Source organism: Priestia megaterium (assembly GCF_046599315.1).
GTDB lineage: Bacteria > Bacillota > Bacilli > Bacillales > Bacillaceae_H > Priestia > Priestia megaterium_F.
This window is the reverse complement of record NZ_JBKIKC010000003.1, coordinates 376050-397931: the sequence shown is the minus strand read 5'-3', so window position 1 is coordinate 397931 and position 21882 is coordinate 376050. Positions and strand designations below refer to the sequence as shown.

General features: G+C 38.3%; 15 protein-coding genes, 2 tRNA genes and 1 riboswitch. Of the genes, 2 read left to right on the top strand and 15 right to left on the bottom strand.

All coding sequences use genetic code 11. The features are described from left to right. Positions 1-17: 17 nt before the first annotated feature. From ACLHDF_RS13120 to ACLHDF_RS13085, 8 genes are all read right to left on the bottom strand, one after another. Positions 18-1061, bottom strand: a complete 1044-nt coding sequence (locus tag ACLHDF_RS13120; RefSeq protein WP_413919215.1) for a ribonucleotide-diphosphate reductase subunit beta — start codon at positions 1059-1061, stop codon at positions 18-20. 16 nt (positions 1062-1077) lie between these two features. Further along, entirely contained in the window at positions 1078-3321 is a 2244-nt protein-coding gene (locus tag ACLHDF_RS13115; RefSeq protein WP_413919214.1) for a ribonucleoside-diphosphate reductase subunit alpha, read from the bottom strand. 132 nt (positions 3322-3453) lie between these two features. Further along, positions 3454-3640, bottom strand: a riboswitch (cobalamin riboswitch). 279 nt (positions 3641-3919) lie between these two features. Continuing rightward, positions 3920-5023: an o-succinylbenzoate synthase gene (menC, locus tag ACLHDF_RS13110; protein WP_413919213.1), complete on the bottom strand. Its 1104-nt coding sequence runs from the start codon at positions 5021-5023 to the stop codon at positions 3920-3922. 3 nt (positions 5024-5026) lie between these two features. After that, entirely contained in the window at positions 5027-6490 is a 1464-nt protein-coding gene (locus ACLHDF_RS13105; RefSeq protein WP_413919212.1) for an o-succinylbenzoate--CoA ligase, read from the bottom strand. A gap of 83 nt (positions 6491-6573) precedes the next feature. Beyond that, positions 6574-7392: a 1,4-dihydroxy-2-naphthoyl-CoA synthase gene (gene menB, locus ACLHDF_RS13100; RefSeq protein WP_116074065.1), complete on the bottom strand. Its 819-nt coding sequence runs from the start codon at positions 7390-7392 to the stop codon at positions 6574-6576. Positions 7393-7408: 16 nt separating this feature from the next. Further along, on the bottom strand, positions 7409-8218 hold the full coding sequence (gene menH / locus ACLHDF_RS13095; RefSeq protein ID WP_413919211.1) for a 2-succinyl-6-hydroxy-2,4-cyclohexadiene-1-carboxylate synthase: 810 nt from the start codon (positions 8216-8218) through the stop codon (positions 7409-7411). Positions 8219-8221: 3 nt separating this feature from the next. Next, positions 8222-9976, bottom strand: coding sequence for a 2-succinyl-5-enolpyruvyl-6-hydroxy-3-cyclohexene-1-carboxylic-acid synthase (gene menD / locus ACLHDF_RS13090; RefSeq protein ID WP_413919210.1), 1755 nt, complete (start codon positions 9974-9976; stop codon positions 8222-8224). Then, positions 9963-11384 carry an isochorismate synthase gene (locus ACLHDF_RS13085; RefSeq protein ID WP_413919209.1) on the bottom strand — a complete coding sequence of 474 codons (1422 nt, stop codon included), beginning with the start codon at positions 11382-11384 and terminating at the stop codon, positions 9963-9965. Before ACLHDF_RS13085 ends, menD begins: the two co-directional genes overlap by 14 nt. A 350-nt stretch (positions 11385-11734) precedes the next feature. Between ACLHDF_RS13085 and ACLHDF_RS13080 the strand changes: the two genes are divergently transcribed. Next, complete coding sequence (locus ACLHDF_RS13080; RefSeq protein WP_413919208.1) at positions 11735-12487, top strand: TraR/DksA C4-type zinc finger protein; 753 nt, start codon at positions 11735-11737, stop codon at positions 12485-12487. Positions 12488-12581: 94 nt separating this feature from the next. Then, a complete protein-coding gene (locus ACLHDF_RS13075) occupies positions 12582-13379 on the top strand; it encodes a TIGR00266 family protein (protein ID WP_413919207.1) in 798 nt (265 codons plus the stop codon). Between the two features lie 38 nt (positions 13380-13417). Here the strand turns inward: ACLHDF_RS13075 and ACLHDF_RS13070 are convergent, their stop codons facing one another. The 7 genes from ACLHDF_RS13070 to ACLHDF_RS13040 all read right to left on the bottom strand — a co-directional run bounded on the left by ACLHDF_RS13070 (position 13418) and on the right by ACLHDF_RS13040 (position 21879). After that, the gene (locus ACLHDF_RS13070) at positions 13418-15829 is read right to left on the bottom strand and encodes a glycogen/starch/alpha-glucan phosphorylase (RefSeq protein ID WP_413919206.1); all 2412 of its coding nucleotides are present in this window, start codon (positions 15827-15829) and stop codon (positions 13418-13420) included. A 13-nt stretch (positions 15830-15842) separates the two neighbouring features. Then, positions 15843-17273, bottom strand: a complete 1431-nt coding sequence (glgA, locus tag ACLHDF_RS13065; protein WP_413919205.1) for a glycogen synthase GlgA — start codon at positions 17271-17273, stop codon at positions 15843-15845. Beyond that, a complete protein-coding gene (locus ACLHDF_RS13060; RefSeq protein WP_413919204.1) occupies positions 17270-18295 on the bottom strand; it encodes a sugar phosphate nucleotidyltransferase in 1026 nt (341 codons plus the stop codon). Before ACLHDF_RS13060 ends, glgA begins: the two co-directional genes overlap by 4 nt. Positions 18296-18317: 22 nt before the next feature. Continuing rightward, entirely contained in the window at positions 18318-19469 is a 1152-nt protein-coding gene (locus tag ACLHDF_RS13055) for a glucose-1-phosphate adenylyltransferase (protein WP_413919203.1), read from the bottom strand. Beyond that, positions 19420-21381 carry a 1,4-alpha-glucan branching enzyme gene (gene glgB, locus ACLHDF_RS13050; RefSeq protein ID WP_413919202.1) on the bottom strand — a complete coding sequence of 654 codons (1962 nt, stop codon included), beginning with the start codon at positions 21379-21381 and terminating at the stop codon, positions 19420-19422. The genes ACLHDF_RS13055 and glgB overlap by 50 nt, the downstream gene beginning before the upstream one ends. 269 nt (positions 21382-21650) lie before the next feature. After that, positions 21651-21722, bottom strand: a tRNA-Glu gene (locus tag ACLHDF_RS13045). An 82-nt stretch (positions 21723-21804) separates the two neighbouring features. Further along, a tRNA-Asn gene (locus tag ACLHDF_RS13040) sits at positions 21805-21879 on the bottom strand. Positions 21880-21882: the final 3 nt, after the last annotated feature.

The window sequence follows — 21882 nt, the reverse complement described above, 5'->3', positions numbered from 1 at the left end:
TTAGTCAGCTTTTGTCTTTATAGATCATCAAACCCATTCGCATCTGATGCTTTTGTATATTGTCTTGATTTCTGTTCAAAGAAATCAGTTTTTCCTAAATCCACCTCTTGATAAGCAATAATCCAACGAAGAGGATTTTCAATCGGCGCTTCTGGGAAAGCAGCTCGACCGAAGCCTAACTGATTACAGCGTTTATTAGCCATATATTCAATATACTGCTGCAGCTCTTTCATCGTGATCCCGTCAAATTTTTCCCCAATAACAGATTCCGCCCACTCAATTTCAAGACGAGCTGCCTCTTGGAACGTTTCAACTACAAATGTTTCTAGCTCCTGCGTACGATAAGCTGGATTTTCATTTAGTACTTCCTTGAAAATCTTTTCAAATAACCCGACGTGCAACTGTTCATCACGATTGATATAGTTAATCATCGTAGATGTTGCCACCATCTTTTGATTTCTGGCAAGATTATAGAAGAACGCAAATCCGCTATAGAAGAAAAGACCTTCTAAAATAATATCATATACCATAGACTTCAAAAAGTTTTCAACCGTTGCTTCTTCACTAAATGCTTTATATCCGTTTGTAATAAAGTCATTTCGAGCACGAAGTTTTTCATCCGTACGCCAGTATTCAAATACTTCATCTTGTTTTCCTTTTGGTACAAGACTTGATAAAACATATGAATACGAATGATTATGAACCACTTCTTGCTGCGCTAAAATAATCATTAGAGCATTAATCGAAGAATCGGTTACATAGTCAGCTACTTTGCTAGCATAATCTGATTGAATACTGTCCAGTAGCGCCAGCAAGCCAATAATTTTCAAAAAGCTCTCTTGTTCATCGGCCGTTAACTGAGGGAACTGCTTAATATCTTGACCCATATTAATTTCAAACGGCGTCCAGAAATTAGCTAGCATACGTTTGTATTTAGGAAAAGCCCATGAAAATCGGACGTCATCCCAGTTTAGAATATTCGAGCTCTTGCCGTTGATAATTCCTGTCGAACGGTTCGGAGCTGTTTCGTTCATTAATTCTCGTTTTAACATGCTTGTCATCAATTATTCACTCCTTTTAACTATGACAACTTTCACATTCTTCAATGACTTCACTTGATGTTGAACGTACATAGTAGGTTGTTTTTAATTTTTCTTTCCATGCTGTCATGTGAAGATCCAGCAACTCTTTTGCTCGGATATCGTTTTGTACATATAAGTTGAATGAAATGGATTGATCAATATGGCGCTGACGCTTTGCATTTTGCTTAATGCTCCAGTGCTGATCAATTAAATAAACCGACTTATAATACCAGTTTGTTGCTGGTGATAAATCTGGTGCCGTCACCGGAATTTTATAGTTTTTCTTCTCCTCTGAATAAAACTTACGGAAAATTGGATCAATACTTGCAGTAGAACCAGCGATAATAGATGTTGATGAATTAGGTGCTACAGCCATTAAGTATCCATTTCTTATCCCGTTGCTTTGAACTTCTTTACGCAGTTCATTCCAAGCTTCACTTGTGTATTCACGTGTTTCAAAATAAGCGCCTGACTCAAAATCTGAGCCTTTAAATAATGGATATGCGCCTTTTTCTTTAGCTAAGTTCATGCTTGCCTGTACCGTTAAGTAAGCAATTTGTTCATACAGTTCATCACAATATGCTACCGCTTCTTCTGTCTCCCATGCTATTTTCTTTAAGGCAAGCAAATGGTTCCAACCGAATGTGCCAAGCCCCACTGCGCGGTACTTTTGATTCGTTAGTTTTGCTTGAAGTACCGGCAAATCATTTAGCTCAATAACGTTATCAAGCATGCGTACTTGAATTGGAATTAAACGTTCAAGCACACCTTCCGTAACGGCTCTTGCCAAGTTAATAGAAGAAAGATTACATACGACAAAATCACCAGGATTCTTTGTAATAATAATTTTTCCGTCTTCTGTAATTTCCTCTGTTACTACCGTTGTACTTTGGTTTTGCGTGATTTCTGTACATAAGTTGCTGCAGTAAATCATGCCCGCATGGCGGTTTTGATTAGCTCGGTTAACCGTATCACGATAGAACATATAAGGCGTCCCGGTTTCAAGCTGAGAAATCATAATACGCTTGAAGATTTCAATAGCAGGCACTGTTTCTCTTGAAAGCTGTTCATTGTTTACACACTCAGCGTAACGAGTGCGGAACGAACCGCTGCCTTCTTCTTCATCATAAAAATCTTCTAGCGAGTACCCCATCAGTGTACGAACTTCGTGAGGATCGAATAAATACCAGTCTTCACGTGCTTCTACTTTTTCCATAAACAAATCTGGCAGACATACACCAGTGAATAAATCATGCGTGCGCTGGCGTTCGTCACCATTGTTTAAACGCGCGTCTAAGAATGAAAAGATATCTTTATGCCATACGTCTAAATATACGGCAATAGCTCCTTGTCGTTGACCTAGCTGGTCCACACTTACAGCCGTATTATTTAGCTGTTTCATCCATGGAATTGTTCCTGATGATACGCCTTTAAAACCTTTTATATCACTTCCGCGGCTTCTGATATGGCCGAGGTACACACCAATTCCGCCTCCATTTTTACTAAGCGTAGCCAAATCTGTATTGCTATCATAAATACCGCGTAAGCTGTCATCAATTGTATCAATAAAGCAGCTAGATAGCTGTCCGTAGCTCTTTCCTGCGTTTGAAAGTGTTGGTGTAGCAACCGTCATATATAGACTAGAAAGCGCCCAGTACGCTTCTTTTACTAATGCTGTTCGATTTTCTTTCTTTTCTTGAGACATTAGCGTCATAGCAATAATAAGAAAACGTTCTTGCGGTAGTTCGTATACGCGCTTATCGTGTGATGTCGCTAAATAGCGATCTGCTAGTGTCAACAATCCAATGTATGTAAATAAACGATCGCGTTCAGGCGTAATGACTGAAGCAATTTCATTAATTTCTTCTTCTGTATATGTTTTTAATAATTGTTTATTGTAAATACCGATTTTCGTTAATTCTTGAATAAGGTGATAAAACGAACCGTACTTCTCTTTTTTATCATAGCCTCGGTTGTCAGCTGCTTTTCGATATAGCTCGTTTAAGTAAACGTCTGCCGCTACATATGTCCAATCTGGCTCTTCCATTGAAATACGCTCTAGGGCTGCTAAAATTAGCACATTTGCAACCTTTTCATCCGTCATATTTTCCTTTACTGTGACAGTTTGAATAACCTTTTCCTCATACAAAGAAAAATCAAGCTGCGTAAACTCTTTTTTTAAACGCTCAATATATGCATTTAATTCATGTAGAATTGTAGGCTTTAATGTATTCACCATAAATATGGCTCCTCTCTTCACTTCAAAATAAAAAATCGCTCACCATACCCGGGTGAGCGAATAGAACGAAGATAGAAGAAGACATTAAGTCTTTTCTCAATCCTCGCTCTACCCTCTCACCTCCCGAAGAAGATAAAACGACATAAAAAAGGCAGGTCTCCTGACTTATGCTTCTTTTTACTTTAAGGCCTTCCCATGATGTTTACTCACAGTGGATCTCCTTATTTCATCAGCATTCACAGTTGCGGGAACAGCTTTGGATTTTCACCAAATTCCCTTTTAAGTCTTTTTATCAGACACCTTTTTCACTGGAAAACACAAAATATAGTATTTTATTATTGATTTCAAAACAACATATTGTGTTATGTTATAAACACATTATATAGGACAACTTAGAAAACTATCAACCTATTTTCAAAAATAATTTTGTTTTTAACGATAAAATTCTTCGTCTTTTTTCATCAAACTATTCCATCATAACATGTTTTGACACGCTTGATGGAACAATGTGCTCTTTTTTAAAAATTTGTCCTATTTTTCTACTAAACATTTACAACATCATTAAAAAATCCGTTTTTCGTAAAAAAACGGATTTTAATCATTTGTATTCTTTTTCAAATGCTGTGATTTTTTTTATAAATTTTTTATCAATATCGTATCCTATCCCAGGTTCTGGCTTCACCTTTATTACTCCGGCTTCTACCTCTACTTCCGGCTTAATAATATCTTTTTCCCAATAGCGAGATGAAGCAGAAATATCACCTGGTATCGTAAAAGAAGGCAGTGTGGCAAGGGCTATGTTATGAGCTCGTGAAATTCCGGCTTCCAACATTCCTCCCACCCAAAGTCTTACACCATACTGGGCGCATAAATCATGAATTTGCTTTGCTACCGACATTCCGCCAACTCGACCAATTTTCACATTGATAATTTTACAGCTTTTTTGTTCAATCGCATGGCGTGCATCTTCATAGCTCACAATACTTTCATCCAAGCAAATGGGCGTTTTCATTTGCTTTTGCAATAATCGATGATCAAGGATATCATCAGAACTTAACGGCTGTTCAATCATCATTAAATTTAATTCATCCAGTTTTTTTAATGAATCAATATCGCTTAACGTATATGCTGAATTAGCATCAGCCATAAGAGGAATTGATGGAAACTCCTTCCGAATTTGTTTTAGTAGCTCATAGTCAGCGCCCGGCTTAATTTTCACTTTAAAGCGCTTATAGCCATCTTTCATGTAAGTCTTTATTTGTTCTTTCATTATGGAAATATCATTTAAGCCAACTGCTACTCCAGCCTCTACAGCAGGCTTTACTCCGCCAATCACTTCAGCTAACGGCTTATTTTGCCGCTTTGCATACAAATCCCATACAGCACAGTCCAAAGCTGCTTTAGCCATGTTGTTTCGCTTTAAAGGCTTGAATAGTTTTTGAACGTCGTCTGGCTTTTGAACTTGCTGATGAAGAAGCGACGGAATTAAAAAATCGTCTAGCATATGAAAACATGTCTGAATCGTTTCTTCTGTATACCAAGGAGCTGAAAAAGCAACGACTTCTCCCCACCCTGTAAATCCTTTTTCATCTTCTACTTCAAGCAAAATCAATTCTCGATCCTGCACCGTGCCATAGCTTGTTGAAAAAGGAGAAAGAAGCCTCATGTCAATTTTATAAAGATGTACTTTTTTTATAATCATCGATTAACTCCCTTTCCGTATGAACGCTGATAGCTTCCGGCGTATGATTTTATTGGAGGCCGTTCGTGGCAGTTCCTCTACTCGAATGAAATACTTTGGAAGTTTGTACTTTGCTAAAAACTTTTTGGTGTGTAAAGATAATTCTTCATTTGAAACATCTTCGTTTGTAACGATGCATGCAGCTGGAACTTGTCCCCATTTTTCATCGGCTACTCCCGTTACACCAGCCTCTTTAACAGCGGGATGCTTCAATAAGACATTTTCAATTTCAGCTGGATATACATTTTCTCCACCTGAAATAATAAGGTCCGAACGTCTGTCTAATACATATAGAAAGCCTTCTTCATCTACTTTGCCGATATCGCCTGTATAGAACCACCCTTGTTGAATAGCTTGTATAGTAGCTTCAGGTTTATTTAAATATCCTTTTGTGACATTTGGGCCTTTAACAATGATCTCTCCTGCTTCCCGCGTTTCATTTCCATTCTCATCCACAATTTTCATTTCACACGGAAATAATGGTTTACCTGCTGATCCGAGTTTTCGCAAACTGTCTTCAGGTGAAAGCGTAACGAACTGTGAAGATGTTTCTGTCATTCCATACGTTTGATAAACAGGAATCTCTTTATTCACACAAGCCTCTAAAATAGTAAGCGGTGCTGGTCCTCCTCCTAAAAGCATACAGCGAAACGTATGCGGATATTTCCGTTCAGCTAACTCATCAAGCATATTGGATAGCATGGAAGTGACAACCGAAATAATCGTTACTCCTTTGTTTTCAATTGCTTCATTCACCGCTCTTGCTTCAAATCGTTCTTCTAAAATAATTTTCATTCCGTAAAAGACACTTCGCATTACAATAGATAAGCCGCTGATATGAAACAAAGGAACAGCTATAAGCCAACAGTCTGTTTCATTTAATCCCAAATTAAGTGCTGAACCAATGGAACTCCACCAATGATTTCCATATGTCTGTAGCACTCCTTTTGGATTACCTGTTGTGCCAGACGTATACATAATGGTAAACGTATCGTCAAGATTCCACGTTTTCTGAAAATCCGTCTCTGATTCTGGGGAGCTTGTTAAGGCAGATAAAGTAAGCTGGTTGATATCACTTTGGAATTCTCTATCTAAAAATGCTTCCTCCATAATGAGCAACGATACATTTGCATCTGTTAGCTGATAATTGATTTCTTCATTTGTCAAACGGGTATTGACGAGCAGCAACCGAGCACCAATATAAGACACCGCATGTAAAATCTCAATAAACTCCAAGCTATTTTTCATGCACAAAGCAATAGTATCACCTTGCTTTACACTATTAAACGCAAGCTTCTTCGCTACTTTTTGAACACGCTTATGAAGCTCTTGAAAAGTAAGGGACGTTTGCAGTGTTTCTACCGCCACTCGATTTGGCGTCAAATACGCTCTTTGCATAAGCCCATTAGGAATCGTTTGGCTACTCATAGATTTCTCTCCTTTTTATACTAATTAACTAAAGCAAATTGAAAAAAACAGCCTGATGATAATCACCAAGCTGTTTCAGCTGTTTAAGGGAAACGTGGGAACTGTTGGAAGTCTGGATTGCGTTTTTCTTTAAACGCATCGCGACCTTCTTTTGCCTCGTCCGTTGTGTAATAAAGAAGCGTTGCGTCCCCTGCAAATTGCTGGATACCAGCTAAGCCATCCGTATCTGCATTAAATGCTGCTTTTAAGAAACGAAGAGCCGTTGGGCTTTTTTCTAACATCTCTTCACACCATTGAATTGTTTCAGCTTCAAGTTGCTCTAGTGGAACGACTGTGTTTACTAATCCCATGTCTAATGCTTCTTGAGCGTTATACTGACGACATAAGAACCAAATCTCACGTGCTTTCTTGTGACCTACGATACGAGCTAAGTAACCAGAGCCATATCCTGCGTCAAAGCTTCCAACTTTAGGACCTGTTTGTCCAAAGACTGCGTTATCCGCTGCGATTGTTAAGTCACATACGACGTGAAGAACGTGACCTCCACCAATTGCATAGCCTGATACCATCGCAACAACTGGCTTTGGAATTACACGAATTAAACGCTGTAAATCTAGAACGTTTAAACGTGGAATTTCGTCTTCTCCTACATAGCCGCCGTGACCACGAACTTTTTGGTCTCCACCTGAACAAAATGCTTTATCTCCAGCACCTGCTAATACAATTACTCCAATGCTTGCATCGTCACGAGCATAAGCAAATGCATCGATCAATTCCATTACTGTTTTTGGACGGAATGCATTGTGCACTTCCGGACGGTTAATCGTAATTTTAGCGATTCCATTATATGTTTCGTATAAAATGTCTTCATACTGACGTACTGATGTCCATTCAACTGTCATCTTTATTTCCTCCTAATTATGTAGTAGCTAAGAACTCACTTACTATTCTATCAAAAATCTCAGGTTGTTCCACGTGAATTGCATGACCTGTCCCTAAAATAATTTTAGCAGTAGCATTTGGTATTAATGTTTGCATTTCTTTGGAAATTAAACAAAACTTTTGGTCTACTTCTCCTGTAAGAAGTAAAACCGGCATCAACAGATCGTCTAGCTTCTCCCAAAGAGACGGCTGGACTCCTGTTCCCATTCCTTTTAAACTGTTGGAAAGACCGATTTCTGTGTGGGAAAGTCTTTCTTTACGCACCGCTTCTTGAACATGGCTAGGCAATTGCTTTTGAGAATCAAAAAGAGGGACTCCCTCCCAGAAATCAACAAATTTCTCAATTCCATTTTTCATAATGCGGCTCGCCAACTGCTCATCTTTTTCTTTTCTTAGCTTTTGTTCTTCTCTCGTTTTTAAACCAGGCGATGCGCTTTCTAATACCAGCTTTTTCACAAGGTGTGGATATCGCTGAGCAAAAGAAAGAGCAAGCCTTCCTCCCATTGAATATCCAATTACATTCACTTGTGAAAGAGATAGTTGTTGAAGCAACTCATACAGTGCTTCAACAACTGATTCCATTGAGTATGGTTCGATTTCTTTGGGAGCTGCTGATTGGCCATGGCCAATAATGTCAACAGCAATCACTTGATAATCTTTACCGTATTTCTCCATAAAGGTACGCCAGGTTTGAGAAGAACCGGTAAAGCCGTGAAGCAGTAGCAGCGGTTCTCCTTTTCCCTCAGTGTGCACATAGTAAGGTACACCATTCAATTGATACATCATCACTTATTCCTCACCATTTGACAAATTTATTTCCTCGGAAACAAGTTTCCACAAACTGCGATGAGTTTCTACATTTTCTGTACGAGTTGTAAGGATTTCAACAACATGTAACCCGCCTTTTGTGAAAGCATGATTCATTGCATGGCGAAACTCTTCCCAACTGTTTGCTGAAGAAAACGTTCCATCATATAGATGAGTAGCATGCTCAAAATTTAATCCAGTTGGCGTACCAAATAAAAATTCAAAGTGCTTTTCTTCTTTTGACTGCGGTAAAAATGAGAATATTCCTCCGCCATCATTGTTAACTAACACAACGGTTAAATTTAAATTATGCATTTTAGCTGCTAGCAGGCCATTTAAATCGTGATAAAACGATAGATCACCGATAAATAAAACAGTATGATCGTAAGCGGTACTTACACCTAAAGCAGATGAGACCACGCCATCAATTCCATTTGCTCCGCGGTTAACAAAAAGCGGAATATCTTTTTCCGTATTTAAAAAGAAAGAATCAATATCTCGTACAGGCATTGAGTTTCCCGCAAATAAAGCCGTGCCTTCAGGTACTACGTTAACAATTTCTTGAACCACTTGCCCCTCGAACCACTCTTGGCTAGAAGTTAATGTTCTCAGAGCCTGTACAGTTTGATAATTAATCTTTTTCCACAAGCTCAGCCATGAAGTAGACTCCTCTTGGCTTGCTGAAAGACGCTTGATCAGTTCTTCACAAAATAATGTTTCGTCAGCTTCAATCATCACTGTTGAACGCAAAGTAGGATCTCTCCAGCCCTTACCTTGGTCAACTACAAACATTTCCTTCGGCTCGTGTGCTTTTAAAAATTGCAATAGCGGTTTCGATACCGGCATCGCACCAAAACGAATGACAACTTCCGGATAAAAACGCTCATCAATCTTATCACTTTTTAAAAATGTATCATACGTCTCTATTATATTTTCTTTTGAATGCTTGCCGCTCCTTAATTGCGATAACGGATCTGCAAGCACTGGAAAGCCTAAATAATCTGCTAAGCGGCATATGCTGTCCACTGCTTCTAAAGACATTTGATCTCCGCATATAATAAGTCCTTTTGCTGCTCCACTTAAGCGCTTCGCAATTTCTTCGAATCCTTTTTCAGATAGAGATGCTTCTCCGTGAATAGCAGACACATATGATTTGTCGCGTTTTCCATGACTCCATAAATCCTCAATAGACAAATCTGGTACAATTGGTTCACGTAAAGGTATGTTAATGTGTACAGGACCGCTCGGTATAGCTTGAGCTGTATTAACAGCTCTTGAAGCTACTGTTCGAATATAACGATTCATTTCTGCACTTTCCTCTGGTAAAGCTGTATCTACAAACCACTTCGCATATTGACCGAAAAGATGGTGCTGATTAATTGCCTGGGGCGCGCCTATATCCCTTAACTCATGTGGCCGATCCGCTGTAATAACGACTAAAGGAATACGCGAGTAGTGAGCTTCAATTACTGCAGGATAATAATTCGCCGCAGCTGTTCCAGATGTACATACAAGCGCCACTGGTTTTTTCTTTGCTTTTGCTATTCCTAGAGCAAAAAAGCCGGCGGAGCGTTCATCAATGTTTAAGTGCACATGAATATCAGGGTGCTCAGCCATAAGCATCGCAATAGGCGTTGAACGTGACCCTGGACTGACAACTACTTCTTCAACATTTGCTTCTACTAATTCATCCACGAATGACGCAACATACGTTGTTAATGACTTAATGTGTTCCACGCATAATCCCTCCTAAAGCTGAAAGCATCGGGTTGAATTTAATTCTTGTTTCTTCATATTCACTCTCAGGCATAGAATCTGCTACAATCCCACAGCCTGCAAATAAAACTGCTTCTTTTTGCTGAATAACAGCGGAGCGGATTCCTACTATAAATTCACCGTTTCCGTTAATATCCATCCATCCTAAAGGAGCTGCATACCACCCTCGGTCAAAGGACTCTAGCTTTCGAATAATAGGCAGGGCTTCCTGTTGAGGATATCCTCCTAGCGCTGGTGTTGGATGGAGCTTTTGAATAAATGAAAATAGCGTCACATCTTCCTTTATACGCCCTTTAACAGGTGTATACAAATGTTGAATATGCTTTGTTTTATATAAACTTGGCTTACCCGGAATTTCTACTTCATAACAATAAGAATTCATCGCTTCTTTAATCATATGAACAACAACATCGTGCTCAATTAAGTTCTTAGGATCCTGAAGTAATTCCTCGCCTAGTTCATGATCTTCCTGCGTTGTCTTCCCTCTAGGAATGGAGCCTGCTAAACAAGTGGAAAACACATAATCTCCTTGTTTTTGCACAAGTCTCTCTGGAGAAGCGCCGATAAAATGCTGATGCTCTCCTTCTAAAATATATGTGTAGCTAGTTGGCTGTTCCTTTAACAGGCGCTGAAGCACATATTCAGTAGAAATATCTTCACTAAATTTCACTTTTAATTGACGAGCAAGAACCACTTTCTCTATGGCCTGTTTCTTAATTAACGTAGTAGCTCTTTCAACGTTTCCTTTAAATTCCCCTACCCCAATCTCTTCCTTTTCCAATAATAAAGGTGAAGTATGAGCGTCCCCGTCGTACTCTTCACAAAGAACAAGTTTTTGGACCTCTTCAAAATAATTGATATGCTCTTTTACAGAATCTTGTTCTTTAATCATCATATTAACGGTAAGATATGCTTCTTTATCTACCTGCGTATATAACACAGTTGGAATCATAAATTTTGAACTTGGGAAATCACTCCAATAGTTTTCTCGATACTGATTTGGGTCAAATGAAAATCCTCCAAATAAAAGAGGACCTGTCCCACCCGGAAAAATTTGACTGTTTTTATAGAAGTCTTCTTTTATAAAGCGCTTCCATTCGTTTTCAATGTGGAAATAACGTTCTTTTGCCGCATTGGTACAAATAGTATGCGCATATCCTAATCCAACAAATGTATAATAACTGTTGGGATCTTTCCAAAAAAAGCGTTCTTTATAAAACTGGTCATGTCCGTTCGCATAAAAAATAAGGGGGTCAATAGGTCTTACTTTTTTCACTAAACTGACCAATTTAGGCTGATTTTCATTTTTTGCACACTCAATTGCATCTTTAATGTATTCTTGTACTAACTGTTCGGTCGTTGCAATCACACTACGTCCCCCCGTTCATCTTTTTTCTTAAGTCTGTAACCAATTTATTATAAACTTTCAGTTCAAAAAAATCTAGCATCGTGATTCACGAGAAAAAATTAATTTTGTTTGTTTAAATTATGCCTTTTCATTAAATAAGCCAAAAATCTTTATGATCTATTCAATATCCTTATACCTCCGGAACGTTGTTTTTATCATACCCTTTTCTATAACCTTTAAATTTCCTTAATTTTCTACTTCCTTTCTCTCTTAGCTTCATGAATACCCCAAATACTCCTAATATGAATCGTGTTTTTTTGATTTTTTAACACATACTAAAAAAGCACAATAAATTTTTAAGGGGGAGCTGCATGACACTTTCAAAACAAGAAATCAGCCAGTTAAAGCAAAATTTACAGCAGCAGCAGGCTGATATTCAATCGCACTTTGATCAAAATGATCATTTTGGTCTAACTCGAAGCGACGCTCACGATGCTGTAGGAGAACTTTCAAGCTATGATAACCACCCTGGCGATACAGCGACGGAAACGTACGAACGTGAAAAAGACCTTGCACTAAATGAACATGCAAAACAAGAGCTACATGAAATAGAAGAAGCATTTCAGGCAATTGCTCAAAACTCGTATGGGACATGCAAAGTATGTGGAGCAGATATCTCGTTTGAAAGACTTCAGGCTGTACCAACTACTCTATACTGTAAAGAACATAGCCCATCACAGGATATTCCAGAGCACAGACCTGTAGAAGAAAATGTTCTTCACCACCCATTTGGCCAATACGACTACGATGATACCGAAACGACAGGATATGACGCAGAAGATTCTTGGCAAGACGTTGCACGTTACGGGACGTCTGAATCTCCTTCTGATTTTATAGAAGATACGTCCAACTATGGTGAAACCTATATTGAAGCAGATGAAGCTATTGGGTACGTTGAAGATTATGAAAACTTTGCCGCTACCGATTTATATGGACAGCCTCTTCCTGTTTACCCTTCAAAAGAGCATGAGCGATACGAAAATGCACTGGATGAAGAAGGTACAATGACCATGTTCGGAGATTTACCGGCCTATGAGAAAGACCCATATACTGAAAAGGAGTAGTTCTTCATACTACTCCTTTTTTCTTTTTTTAGTAGGAGCTAGAGGAGATCACATCGAATAAATAGGAGATTAGAATTAATAATGAGGTGAAAATATGAATGCACATGAAATTGACTATAAATTGTATGGAGACGACATGCAATTTGTTGAAATTGAATTAGATCCTTCTGAAAGTGTTATAGCAGAAGCTGGAGGAATGATGATGATGGAAGATGACATTGAGATGGAAACCATTTTTGGTGATGGCTCTTCTTCCAACAGCAGCGGACTTTTTAACAAACTAAAAGGAGCTGGGAAACGCGTATTAACTGGTGAAAGTTTATTTATGACGGTATATACAAATAATGGGTACCACAAACGAAAAGTATCTTTCGCTTCACCTTTTCCAGGTAAAATTATTCCTGTTGATTTAGAGCAGCTCGATCATAAAATCATTTGTCAAAAAAGCTCCTTTTTATGTGCAGCCAAAGGCGTATCCGTTGGCATTGATTTTCAAAAGAAATTAGGAACCGGCTTCTTTGGCGGTGAAGGTTTTATCATGCAAAAATTAGAAGGTGATGGCCTAGCATTTTTACACGCAGGCGGCACCATTTATAAGAGACAATTGCAACCGGGTGAACGCCTTCGTGTGGATACTGGATGTCTTGTAGCCATGACCCGTGATGTAAACTACAACATTGAATATGTAGGAAAAATTAAAACCGCTCTGTTTGGAGGAGAAGGCATGTTCTTTGCTACCCTGTCAGGACCAGGAACAGTTTGGATTCAATCTCTTCCTTTTAGCCGATTAGCGGATCGCGTCTTATCAAGTGCAGTTTCACCAACGGGAGGTAAAGGAGAAGGCAGTATCCTTGGCTCTTTAGGTGATTTCTTAAACGGTGACAACCGGTAAAATAAAAAAGGTGTAGTCAAAGACTACACCTTTTTTATTTATTGATTTAATAAATTTTTAGTAGAGCGAATTCCCCAAATATCAGATGCATACTCCTCAATCGTTCGATCACTAGAAAAAAAGCCGGAATGTGCAATATTAGTCGCACTCATTTGAAGCCATCTATTTTCGTCTCTATAAGCTTCGTTCACCTTTTGCTGTGCCGTAACATATGAATCAAAATCGCGGAGTACATAATATTCATCATTTTGCATTAACAATGAATCATATATAGGCTCAAATAAGTCATATGTGTCAGGTAGGAAGCCGTTTGTGAGCTGCTCGAGCACTTGACGAATCCGCTTATCATGGTGGTAATAATCATAGGCACGGTATCCTCCATTTTGCTGATAGCTCAGCACTTCTTCGGCTTTTAACCCAAAAATAAAGACATTGTCTTTTCCTACTGCTTCGCTAATTTCAATGTTCGCTCCATCCATGGTGCCAAGAGTTAACGCTCCGTTCATCATGAATTTCATATTTCCCGTTCCCGAAGCTTCTTTGCTTGCGGTTGAGATCTGTTCACTGACATCAGCTGCAGGAAAAATATACTCAGCAAGCGACACTCGGTAGTTTTCTAAAAAAACGACTTTTAAAAACGGCGATGTTTGTGGATCATAATTGACAACATCGGCTACAGAATTAATTAGCTTTATGACTTTTTTTGCATAATAATAGCCTGGAGAAGCTTTTGCACCAAAAATAAATGTACGAGGAACGATTTGAAAATTAGGGTCTTCTTTTAGTCGATTGTACAAATACATAATGTGCAACACATTTAAAAGCTGCCTTTTATAAGCATGAAGCCTTTTAACCTGTACATCAAAAATAGAATTTGAATCTATTTTAATTCCCGTTTGCTCTTGAATAATATTGGCAAGCAGTTTTTTACGCTGCTGTTTTACTGCTTTGAGTCCCTGTAAAAAGCTTGGATCCTCCACATACTCTTGAAGCTTTATAAGAGAATACGGTTGTTTAATCCATTTATCTCCTATCACCTCGGTAATAAGAGAGGAAAGCTGCGGATTAGCTTTTAACAACCAACGCCGATGGGTAATTCCATTCGTTTTATTGTTAAATTTAGCAGGATAAAACTGATAGAAATCTTTCATTTCTCGTTCTTTTAAGATATCAGTATGAATTTTTGCCACGCCGTTTACTTTATAGCTTCCCACAATCGCTAAATGAGCCATTTTTACCAGCCCGTGCGCTAAAATAGCCATATTTTCAATCCGCTGCCAGTCTCCTGGATATACTTCCCATAACTCTTTGCAAAAGCGTTCATTAATTTCTTCAATAATCATATACACACGCGGAAGCAAAGGTTGAAATAAATCGATAGGCCACTTCTCAAGGGCTTCAGAAAGAGTCGTATGATTTGTGTATGATATGGTATTGGACGTAATATGCCATGCATCGTCCCATTCCATTTTTTCTTCATCTAGCAAAATTCTCATTAGCTCAGGAATTGCAAGTACAGGGTGCGTATCATTAATATGAATGGCTACTTTTTCGTGAAAGTTTGTAAGTGTTGGATAGGTATTTCGATGCGCTCTGATAATACTTTGTAAGCTAGCTGACACAAGAAAATATTGTTGTTTCAGTCTTAATATTTTGCCATCTTCATGTGTATCATCCGGATATAAAAATTCTGATACAGCTTCCGTTTGACGCTTATACTCCATCACATCTTTATGTACTGGAAATGATGAAGGCTCCGCATTCCAAAGGCGAAGTGTATTTACTGTATCTGTCTCATACCCGATAACCGGGATATCATAAGGAACAGCAGAGACGGGTTCACCTTTTACATGACGAAAAGAGAATTTTCCGTCTTCCTGTACCATTTCGACTTCTCCCCAAAAGTTCACTTCTATGGCTTGGTCTAATTTGCGTACCTCCCATGAGTTCCCGTGCCTTAACCACTGCTCGGGGAGCTCAATTTGAAAACCGTTTACGATCTTCTGATCGAACAAGCCATGTTTATAGCGAATGCCATAACCGTGGCCTGGAAGATTAAGTGAAGCAAAAGAATCTAAAAAACAAGCGGCTAACCTGCCTAATCCGCCGTTTCCTAATCCTGCGTCTACTTCTATTTCCTCAATATTTTCAAGTGAAATATTCAGTTCACTTAATCCTTCTTTTACCACTTCTCGAATTCCTAAATTCAACAGATTTTGCCCCAGTAGTCTACCTAATAAAAATTCGATAGACAGATAATACACTTGCTTTGTATGTGAAGACCGATGAATTTCATTAGTTGAAATCCAATCGCTGCTAATATACTCTCGTACCATATTTCCTAATGTATGATAGTGATCTTGAACAGTAGATTCTTTGAAGCTCTTTCCATATGTCATTTCCAGCTTTTTTAAAAAAGCCTCTTGAAAGCTTTTTTTATCAGAGAACAATCTGCTCACCCTTTCACGATGGAGTAGATGTCAAGTTTGAATACAATTGATTATATTTAAATGCTGATTGTCCCCAGCTATAATCCTGACTCATAGCATCCATCATTAATTTTTTCCATACATCTTTTTGGTGATAAAATGAAACGGCTCTTTCTAACGTATAAAGCATGTCATGAGCATTATAATTCTTAAAAGAGAAGCCATTGCCCTCTCCGCTATATTCATTATAAGCTTTGACCGTATCATTCAGACCGCCCGTTTCACGTACGACTGGAATGGTTCCATATTTTAAGGCTATTAATTGTCCCAGCCCGCAAGGTTCAAAACGGGAAGGCATTAAAAACAAATCCGTACCGGCATAAACTTTATGAGCGAGTTCCTCGTTAAAACCAATAATTGCTTTTACTTGCTTCGGATACGTATCTTCCATCTCACGGAAAAACTGCTCAAACTCGTGTTCACCAGTTCCTAAAATGACAATTTGAGCTCCTAGGTTAACCGTCTCATGGAAAACGTGCTTAACTAAATCCAATCCCTTCTGCTGAGTTAACCTTGTAACCATCGAAATAATTGGAAGGTCCTCATTTTCTTCTAATTCAAGGTAGCGCTGCAGCTCTTTTTTATTTTTATATTTTCCTTCAATCTCTTCTACCGAATAAGGATAAGATATAAGCTGATCTGCGTCTGGGCTGTAAGCCTCCTCATCGATTCCATTTACAATCCCAATTAAATCTTGATTTCGTTGACGCAATAATCCGTCTAAACTTTCCCCGTAATATGGCATTTGAATCTCATCTCGATATGTAGGACTTACTGTGGTAATTTTATCGGCTGATACAAGACCCGCTTTCATAAAATTAATATTGCCGTAAAACTCGAGCTGGCTTGTAGTAAAATAATATTCATTTAAATTTAATAATTCATATAAATTACTCTTAGGGAAAATTCCTTGGAATTGCAAGTTATGAATAGTAAAGACCGTTTGAATATGATCGTACATATCATAATTAGCACGAAGTAAAAATGGAATCATAGCCGTATGCCAGTCATGACAATGAATAATATCAGGATCATTCTCTAAAAATGGAATAGTTTCAAGCACAGCTCTGCTGAAAAAAGCAAATCGTTCAGCGTCATCGTAGTGCCCATATAAACTATCTCTTTTAAAATAATATTCATTATCAATGAAAATATATTTAACGCCATCCATCGTCAATGATTCAATTCCGCAGTATTGTCTTCTCCATCCAACCTGCACATGAATAACTTTTTCAAGAACCATTTCATCCCGGTAATGTTGAGGGATCGTCCCGTACTTTGGCATGACTACACATACGTTCGTTCCTAACTTTTTTAATTCTTTAGGCAGAGCTCCGGCTACGTCCGCTAGTCCTCCTGTCTTAATAAAAGGTACACATTCTGATACAGCAAATAATACATTCACGACTTCATCAACGCTCCTTGAGTTGTTCCTTTAGCAATGACTCTAGGTAGTTCTGACTCACCTAGCAGCGTTTCATTACTTCCTATTTTCACATCTTTGTCTAAAACAACATTTTCTAATACACTATTTTCTAAAATAACGCCTTTTTGCATCACAATACTATTCTTAACGACCGTGCCTTTTCCAATTTTCACTCCTCGGAAGATAATACTGTTTTCCACATGTCCTTCAATTACACATCCGTTTGCGATCATTGAATTTTTCACAACCGCTTTCTTTGCGTAGCGAGTAGGCGGTTCATCTTTTACTTTAGTGAAAACAGGACGTTCGTTGATGAATAACTGTTTCCAAACATCAGGAGACAAAATTTCCATGCTTGTTTTATAATAAGCATCTAAACTAGAAATCTTAGCGGCATATCCATGATGCTCATACTTTTCTACGCGGTGAGATTGAGCCATATATCTAACCAGTTCTTTAATCGTATAAAAATCATGTGATTCATTTTGCAAAATATTAACAAGAATAGATTTATTGATAATATACATATTAAGCGATTTATCACCATGCCTCATTTCAGTAATATCTGCATTTGAAGCAATATGACGTTGCAGCACGTGCTCAAAATCAACTGTACATATCGTATAACTATTGGCAATTAATACGTATTCCTGCTTACTTCTTAAGAAATAATCGATATGATAACGGAACTGCGTGAATAGTGATGGACTTTCTAAGTGTAGATCACTTGTCATAGGAGGAAAGATAAATAATCCATCCCGCTTCCGATCTAAATCCCATTCTTTACCTGAACCTATATGATCCATTAGTGCACGATAGCGATCACGAGGAAAAATTGCAACGCTCGAAATTCCAGAGTTCACCATATTAGAAAGCATAAAATCGATTAGTCTATAGCGCCCTGCAAAAGGAATCGCAGCAATCGATCTATAAAAGGTTAAAGGCTGCAGCGCTGTTGTGTTTGTACAAGCATCAATAATACCAAGCATTTGATTATTCAATGTCGTTCATCCTCTCTGTTCGTTAAATGCATTTAGCAACTGAGTCAATCAATTCTTGAGTAACAAGAATTACTTCTTCGCTTCCTTTGTTCGGTCGAATAATAGTACCGTCTGGAACTTCAATGTCCGATGGGACAATTGCGTTTTCAATATATACGTTAGAACCTATCTTTGCAGTAGGCATAACAACCGTTTTCTTAACCTCAGAACCCGAGCCGATTTGTACACCTGGAAATAACACGGATTGCTCTACGTTTCCTTCGACAACGCATCCTTCATTTACTAATGACTCCACCACGCAGGCATTTGGCGCAATATATTGAGGAGGCTGATTAGGGTTAACAGAGTATACTTTCCATGAAGAGTCAAATAAATTAAGTTCGTCTTTGTCACATAATAAATCCATATTCGCTTCCCATAAGCTTTTTACAGTTCCTACATCTTTCCAATAACCTTGGAATGGGTATGCAATAAGCTTTTTCTTTTCATCTAGTAAAAGCGGAATAACATCTTTACCAAAGTCATGGCTTGAGTATGGATTACGAGCATCCATTTCTAAATATTCTTTTAAAATACTCCATTTAAAAATGTAAATCCCCATAGAAGCTAGATTATTTTTAGGTCGCTGTGGCTTTTCATCGAACTCCATTACGTCTAGGTCACTATTTGTATTTAAAATACCAAAACGGCTCGCTTCTTCCCAAGGTACTTCAATAACGGAAATCGTTACGTCTGCTTCTTTGTTTATATGATAATCAAGCATATTTTCATAGTTCATTTTATAAATGTGATCACCTGATAGAATCAGTACGTACTCAGGATCATATTGTGACAAATAGTTTAAGTTTTCATAAATAGCACTAGCCGTGCCTTTATACCACTTTACTCCATCTGACTCCGCATACGGAGGCAGTACCGTGACGCCACCATTCCGTCGATCCAAATCCCAAGCGCTTCCAATTCCAATGTAAGAATTCAAAACTAGCGGTTGATATTGTGTTAATACACCTACTGTTTCAATACCTGAATTTGTACAATTACTTAAAGCAAAATCAATAATTCGATACTTTCCCCCAAATGGTACAGCTGGCTTTGCTAGATTTTTTGTAAGTGAACTTAGCCGACTACCTTTTCCTCCTGCCAATAACATCGCTACGCATTTCTTTTTTAACATGTTGTTTTCTCTCCCCTCGTTTTCTCTTCGCTCGTAGTATACTAATGCCAAACGGCGGAATATTCATTTCAATGCAAAAAGGTTGACCGTGAAACGATTCATCCACTGATTTTAACGCTTTTTTATTTACAATGCCTGAACCGCCGTACACTTCGTCATCACTGTTAATAACCTCGATGTACTCTGTCTCGACTGGAACTCCGACTTTGTAAGAATGATATGGGTGCTCAGAAAAATTGCTAACGACTATAAAGATCTCCTGATTTTCTTTTGCCCTACGAATAAAGGAGAAAATTTGTTGATGATGATTGTTAACATCAATCCATTCAAATCCGTCTGGATTATGGTCTAATTCATATAGAGACTTGCTTCTCTTATAGATCTTAATAAGATCCTTCATATATGCGTTAAGATTGCGATGCATATCAAAGTCATAAAGCATCCAATCCAATTCATCTAAATCTTTCCATTCGTCAAATTGACCAAACTCTCCGCCCATAAATAAAAGTTTTTTTCCAGGATGTGCAAAGAAATATCCATATAACAGTCGAAGCTGTGCAAACTTGCGCCAGTAATCACCTGGCATCTTATTAAGCAATGACTTTTTACCATGTACAACTTCATCATGGGAAAGCGGTAAAATAAAGTTTTCATTAAACGCATACATTAGTGAAAATGTCATTTTATCGTGAAGATAGGGACGTCTTTCCACGCCGGCTTCCATATATGTTAAAACATCATTCATCCATCCCATGTTCCACTTGTAATTAAAGCCTAAACCGCCCTCATATGTAGGTGCTGTAACAAGGGGCCAATCCGTTGAATCTTCTGCCATCATTAATATAGTTTCATCAGACTTAAAAACAGCTTCATTTAACTTTTTTAAGAAGCTGACAGCTCCATCATTCACTACTTTTCCGGAAGAATTTTGCCAATAAAGCATATTGGCTACAGCATCTACTCGAAATCCATCTATATGGAAATACTCCATCCAAAACAAAGCGTTCGAAATGAGAAAACTTTGTACTTCAGGCTTTCCTAGATCGAAATTAGCCGTTCCCCAGACGTAGTTTTCACGATCCGATTCTTTTTTGTATTCATAAGTAGGTTCCCCATCGAACATATACAGACCATGTTCATCCTTACAAAAATGCCCAGGCACCCAGTCTAAAATAACTCCTATGCTGTTTTGATGACATTCATCTATAAAGTTCATCAACTCTTTAGGTGCACCGTATCGACTTGTCGCAGAATAGTATCCAGTTCCTTGATATCCCCATGACCGGTCGAGCGGATGCTCAATGACTGGTAATAACTCAATGTGTGTAAAACCTTGTTCAGCAATATAAGGAATAAGCTCCTGTGCTAATTCACTGTATGTATAAAGGCTGCCATCTTCGTGAGTTCTCCAAGACCCTGCATGCAGCTCATAAATACACAGCGGTCTTTCATATATATTTTGCTGTTTTTTCTTTCTACGCCAATATTGATCGTTCCATTTGTACCCATCTAATGAGTAAACAATGGATGCAGTATGTGGACGCACTTCACTGAAAAATGCGTATGGGTCTGATTTTAATTTTTTCTGATTGCTTTGTGTGATGATTTCATACTTATAAATAGTCCCTTGTTCTAATTCAGGGATAAATGTCATCCAAATACCTTCTTCATTAACTTTAACCATCGAATGCTGAAGACCATTCCATTTATTAAAATCACCTACAACGCTTACACTCTTTGCATGAGGTGCCCACACGCAAAATCGTACACCTTCAATTCCTTCTACCGATACATGATGCGCACCGAAAATAGAGTAACTGCGAAATAAGTTTCCTTCATGATATAAATGAACATCAAATTCAGTAGGCTGAACCGCTAGATTCACTTTTGCCACCCCTTTAACTTCAAACATAATATACGCTTCTTACCACTCATTCCCTTTTACAGTAAAAACATAAACATTTTCTACAAAAAATGTTCTTGAAAATTACTCTCTCCCCCATCCCCTTCATACTTTATTACCTTATGAATAATTCCATGTAATATAGGGAAAATCCTGCTTAAAACTGACTTTTTATTCTGAAAATTCATGGTAATTATTCCTAACTATTATTTCTATTTAGCTATCTTTAAAAAAGCTCAAATAAAAAAAGGTTTGCATATATGCAAACCTTTTTAAGATGACCCGTACGGGATTCGAACCCGTGTTACCGCCGTGAAAGGGCGGTGTCTTAACCGCTTGACCAACGGGCCATTTTATTTAACCCTCGCGCCGCTTACACGACCTACACCCTTAGCAGGGGCGCCTCTTCAGCCACTTGAGTACTTCTCCGTATGGCTCCACAGGTAGGACTCGAACCTACGACCGATCGGTTAACAGCCGATAGCTCTACCACTGAGCTACTGTGGAATA

What these genes read in the sequence shown, in the direction of transcription:
- ACLHDF_RS13120 (WP_413919215.1), bottom strand. Translation starts at nt 1,061, where the DNA reads ATGACAAGCATGTTAAAACGAGAATTAATGAACGAAACAGCTCCGAAC.
- ACLHDF_RS13115 (WP_413919214.1), bottom strand. Translation starts at nt 3,321, where the DNA reads ATGGTGAATACATTAAAGCCTACAATTCTACATGAATTAAATGCATAT.
- menC (WP_413919213.1), bottom strand. Translation starts at nt 5,023, where the DNA reads ATGATTATAAAAAAAGTACATCTTTATAAAATTGACATGAGGCTTCTT.
- ACLHDF_RS13105 (WP_413919212.1), bottom strand. Translation starts at nt 6,490, where the DNA reads ATGAGTAGCCAAACGATTCCTAATGGGCTTATGCAAAGAGCGTATTTG.
- menB (WP_116074065.1), bottom strand. Translation starts at nt 7,392, where the DNA reads ATGACAGTTGAATGGACATCAGTACGTCAGTATGAAGACATTTTATAC.
- menH (WP_413919211.1), bottom strand. Translation starts at nt 8,218, where the DNA reads ATGATGTATCAATTGAATGGTGTACCTTACTATGTGCACACTGAGGGA.
- ACLHDF_RS13080 (WP_413919208.1), top strand. Translation starts at nt 11,735, where the DNA reads ATGACACTTTCAAAACAAGAAATCAGCCAGTTAAAGCAAAATTTACAG.
- ACLHDF_RS13075 (WP_413919207.1), top strand. Translation starts at nt 12,582, where the DNA reads ATGAATGCACATGAAATTGACTATAAATTGTATGGAGACGACATGCAA.
- ACLHDF_RS13055 (WP_413919203.1), bottom strand. Translation starts at nt 19,469, where the DNA reads ATGTTAAAAAAGAAATGCGTAGCGATGTTATTGGCAGGAGGAAAAGGT.
- glgB (WP_413919202.1), bottom strand. Translation starts at nt 21,381, where the DNA reads ATGTTTGAAGTTAAAGGGGTGGCAAAAGTGAATCTAGCGGTTCAGCCT.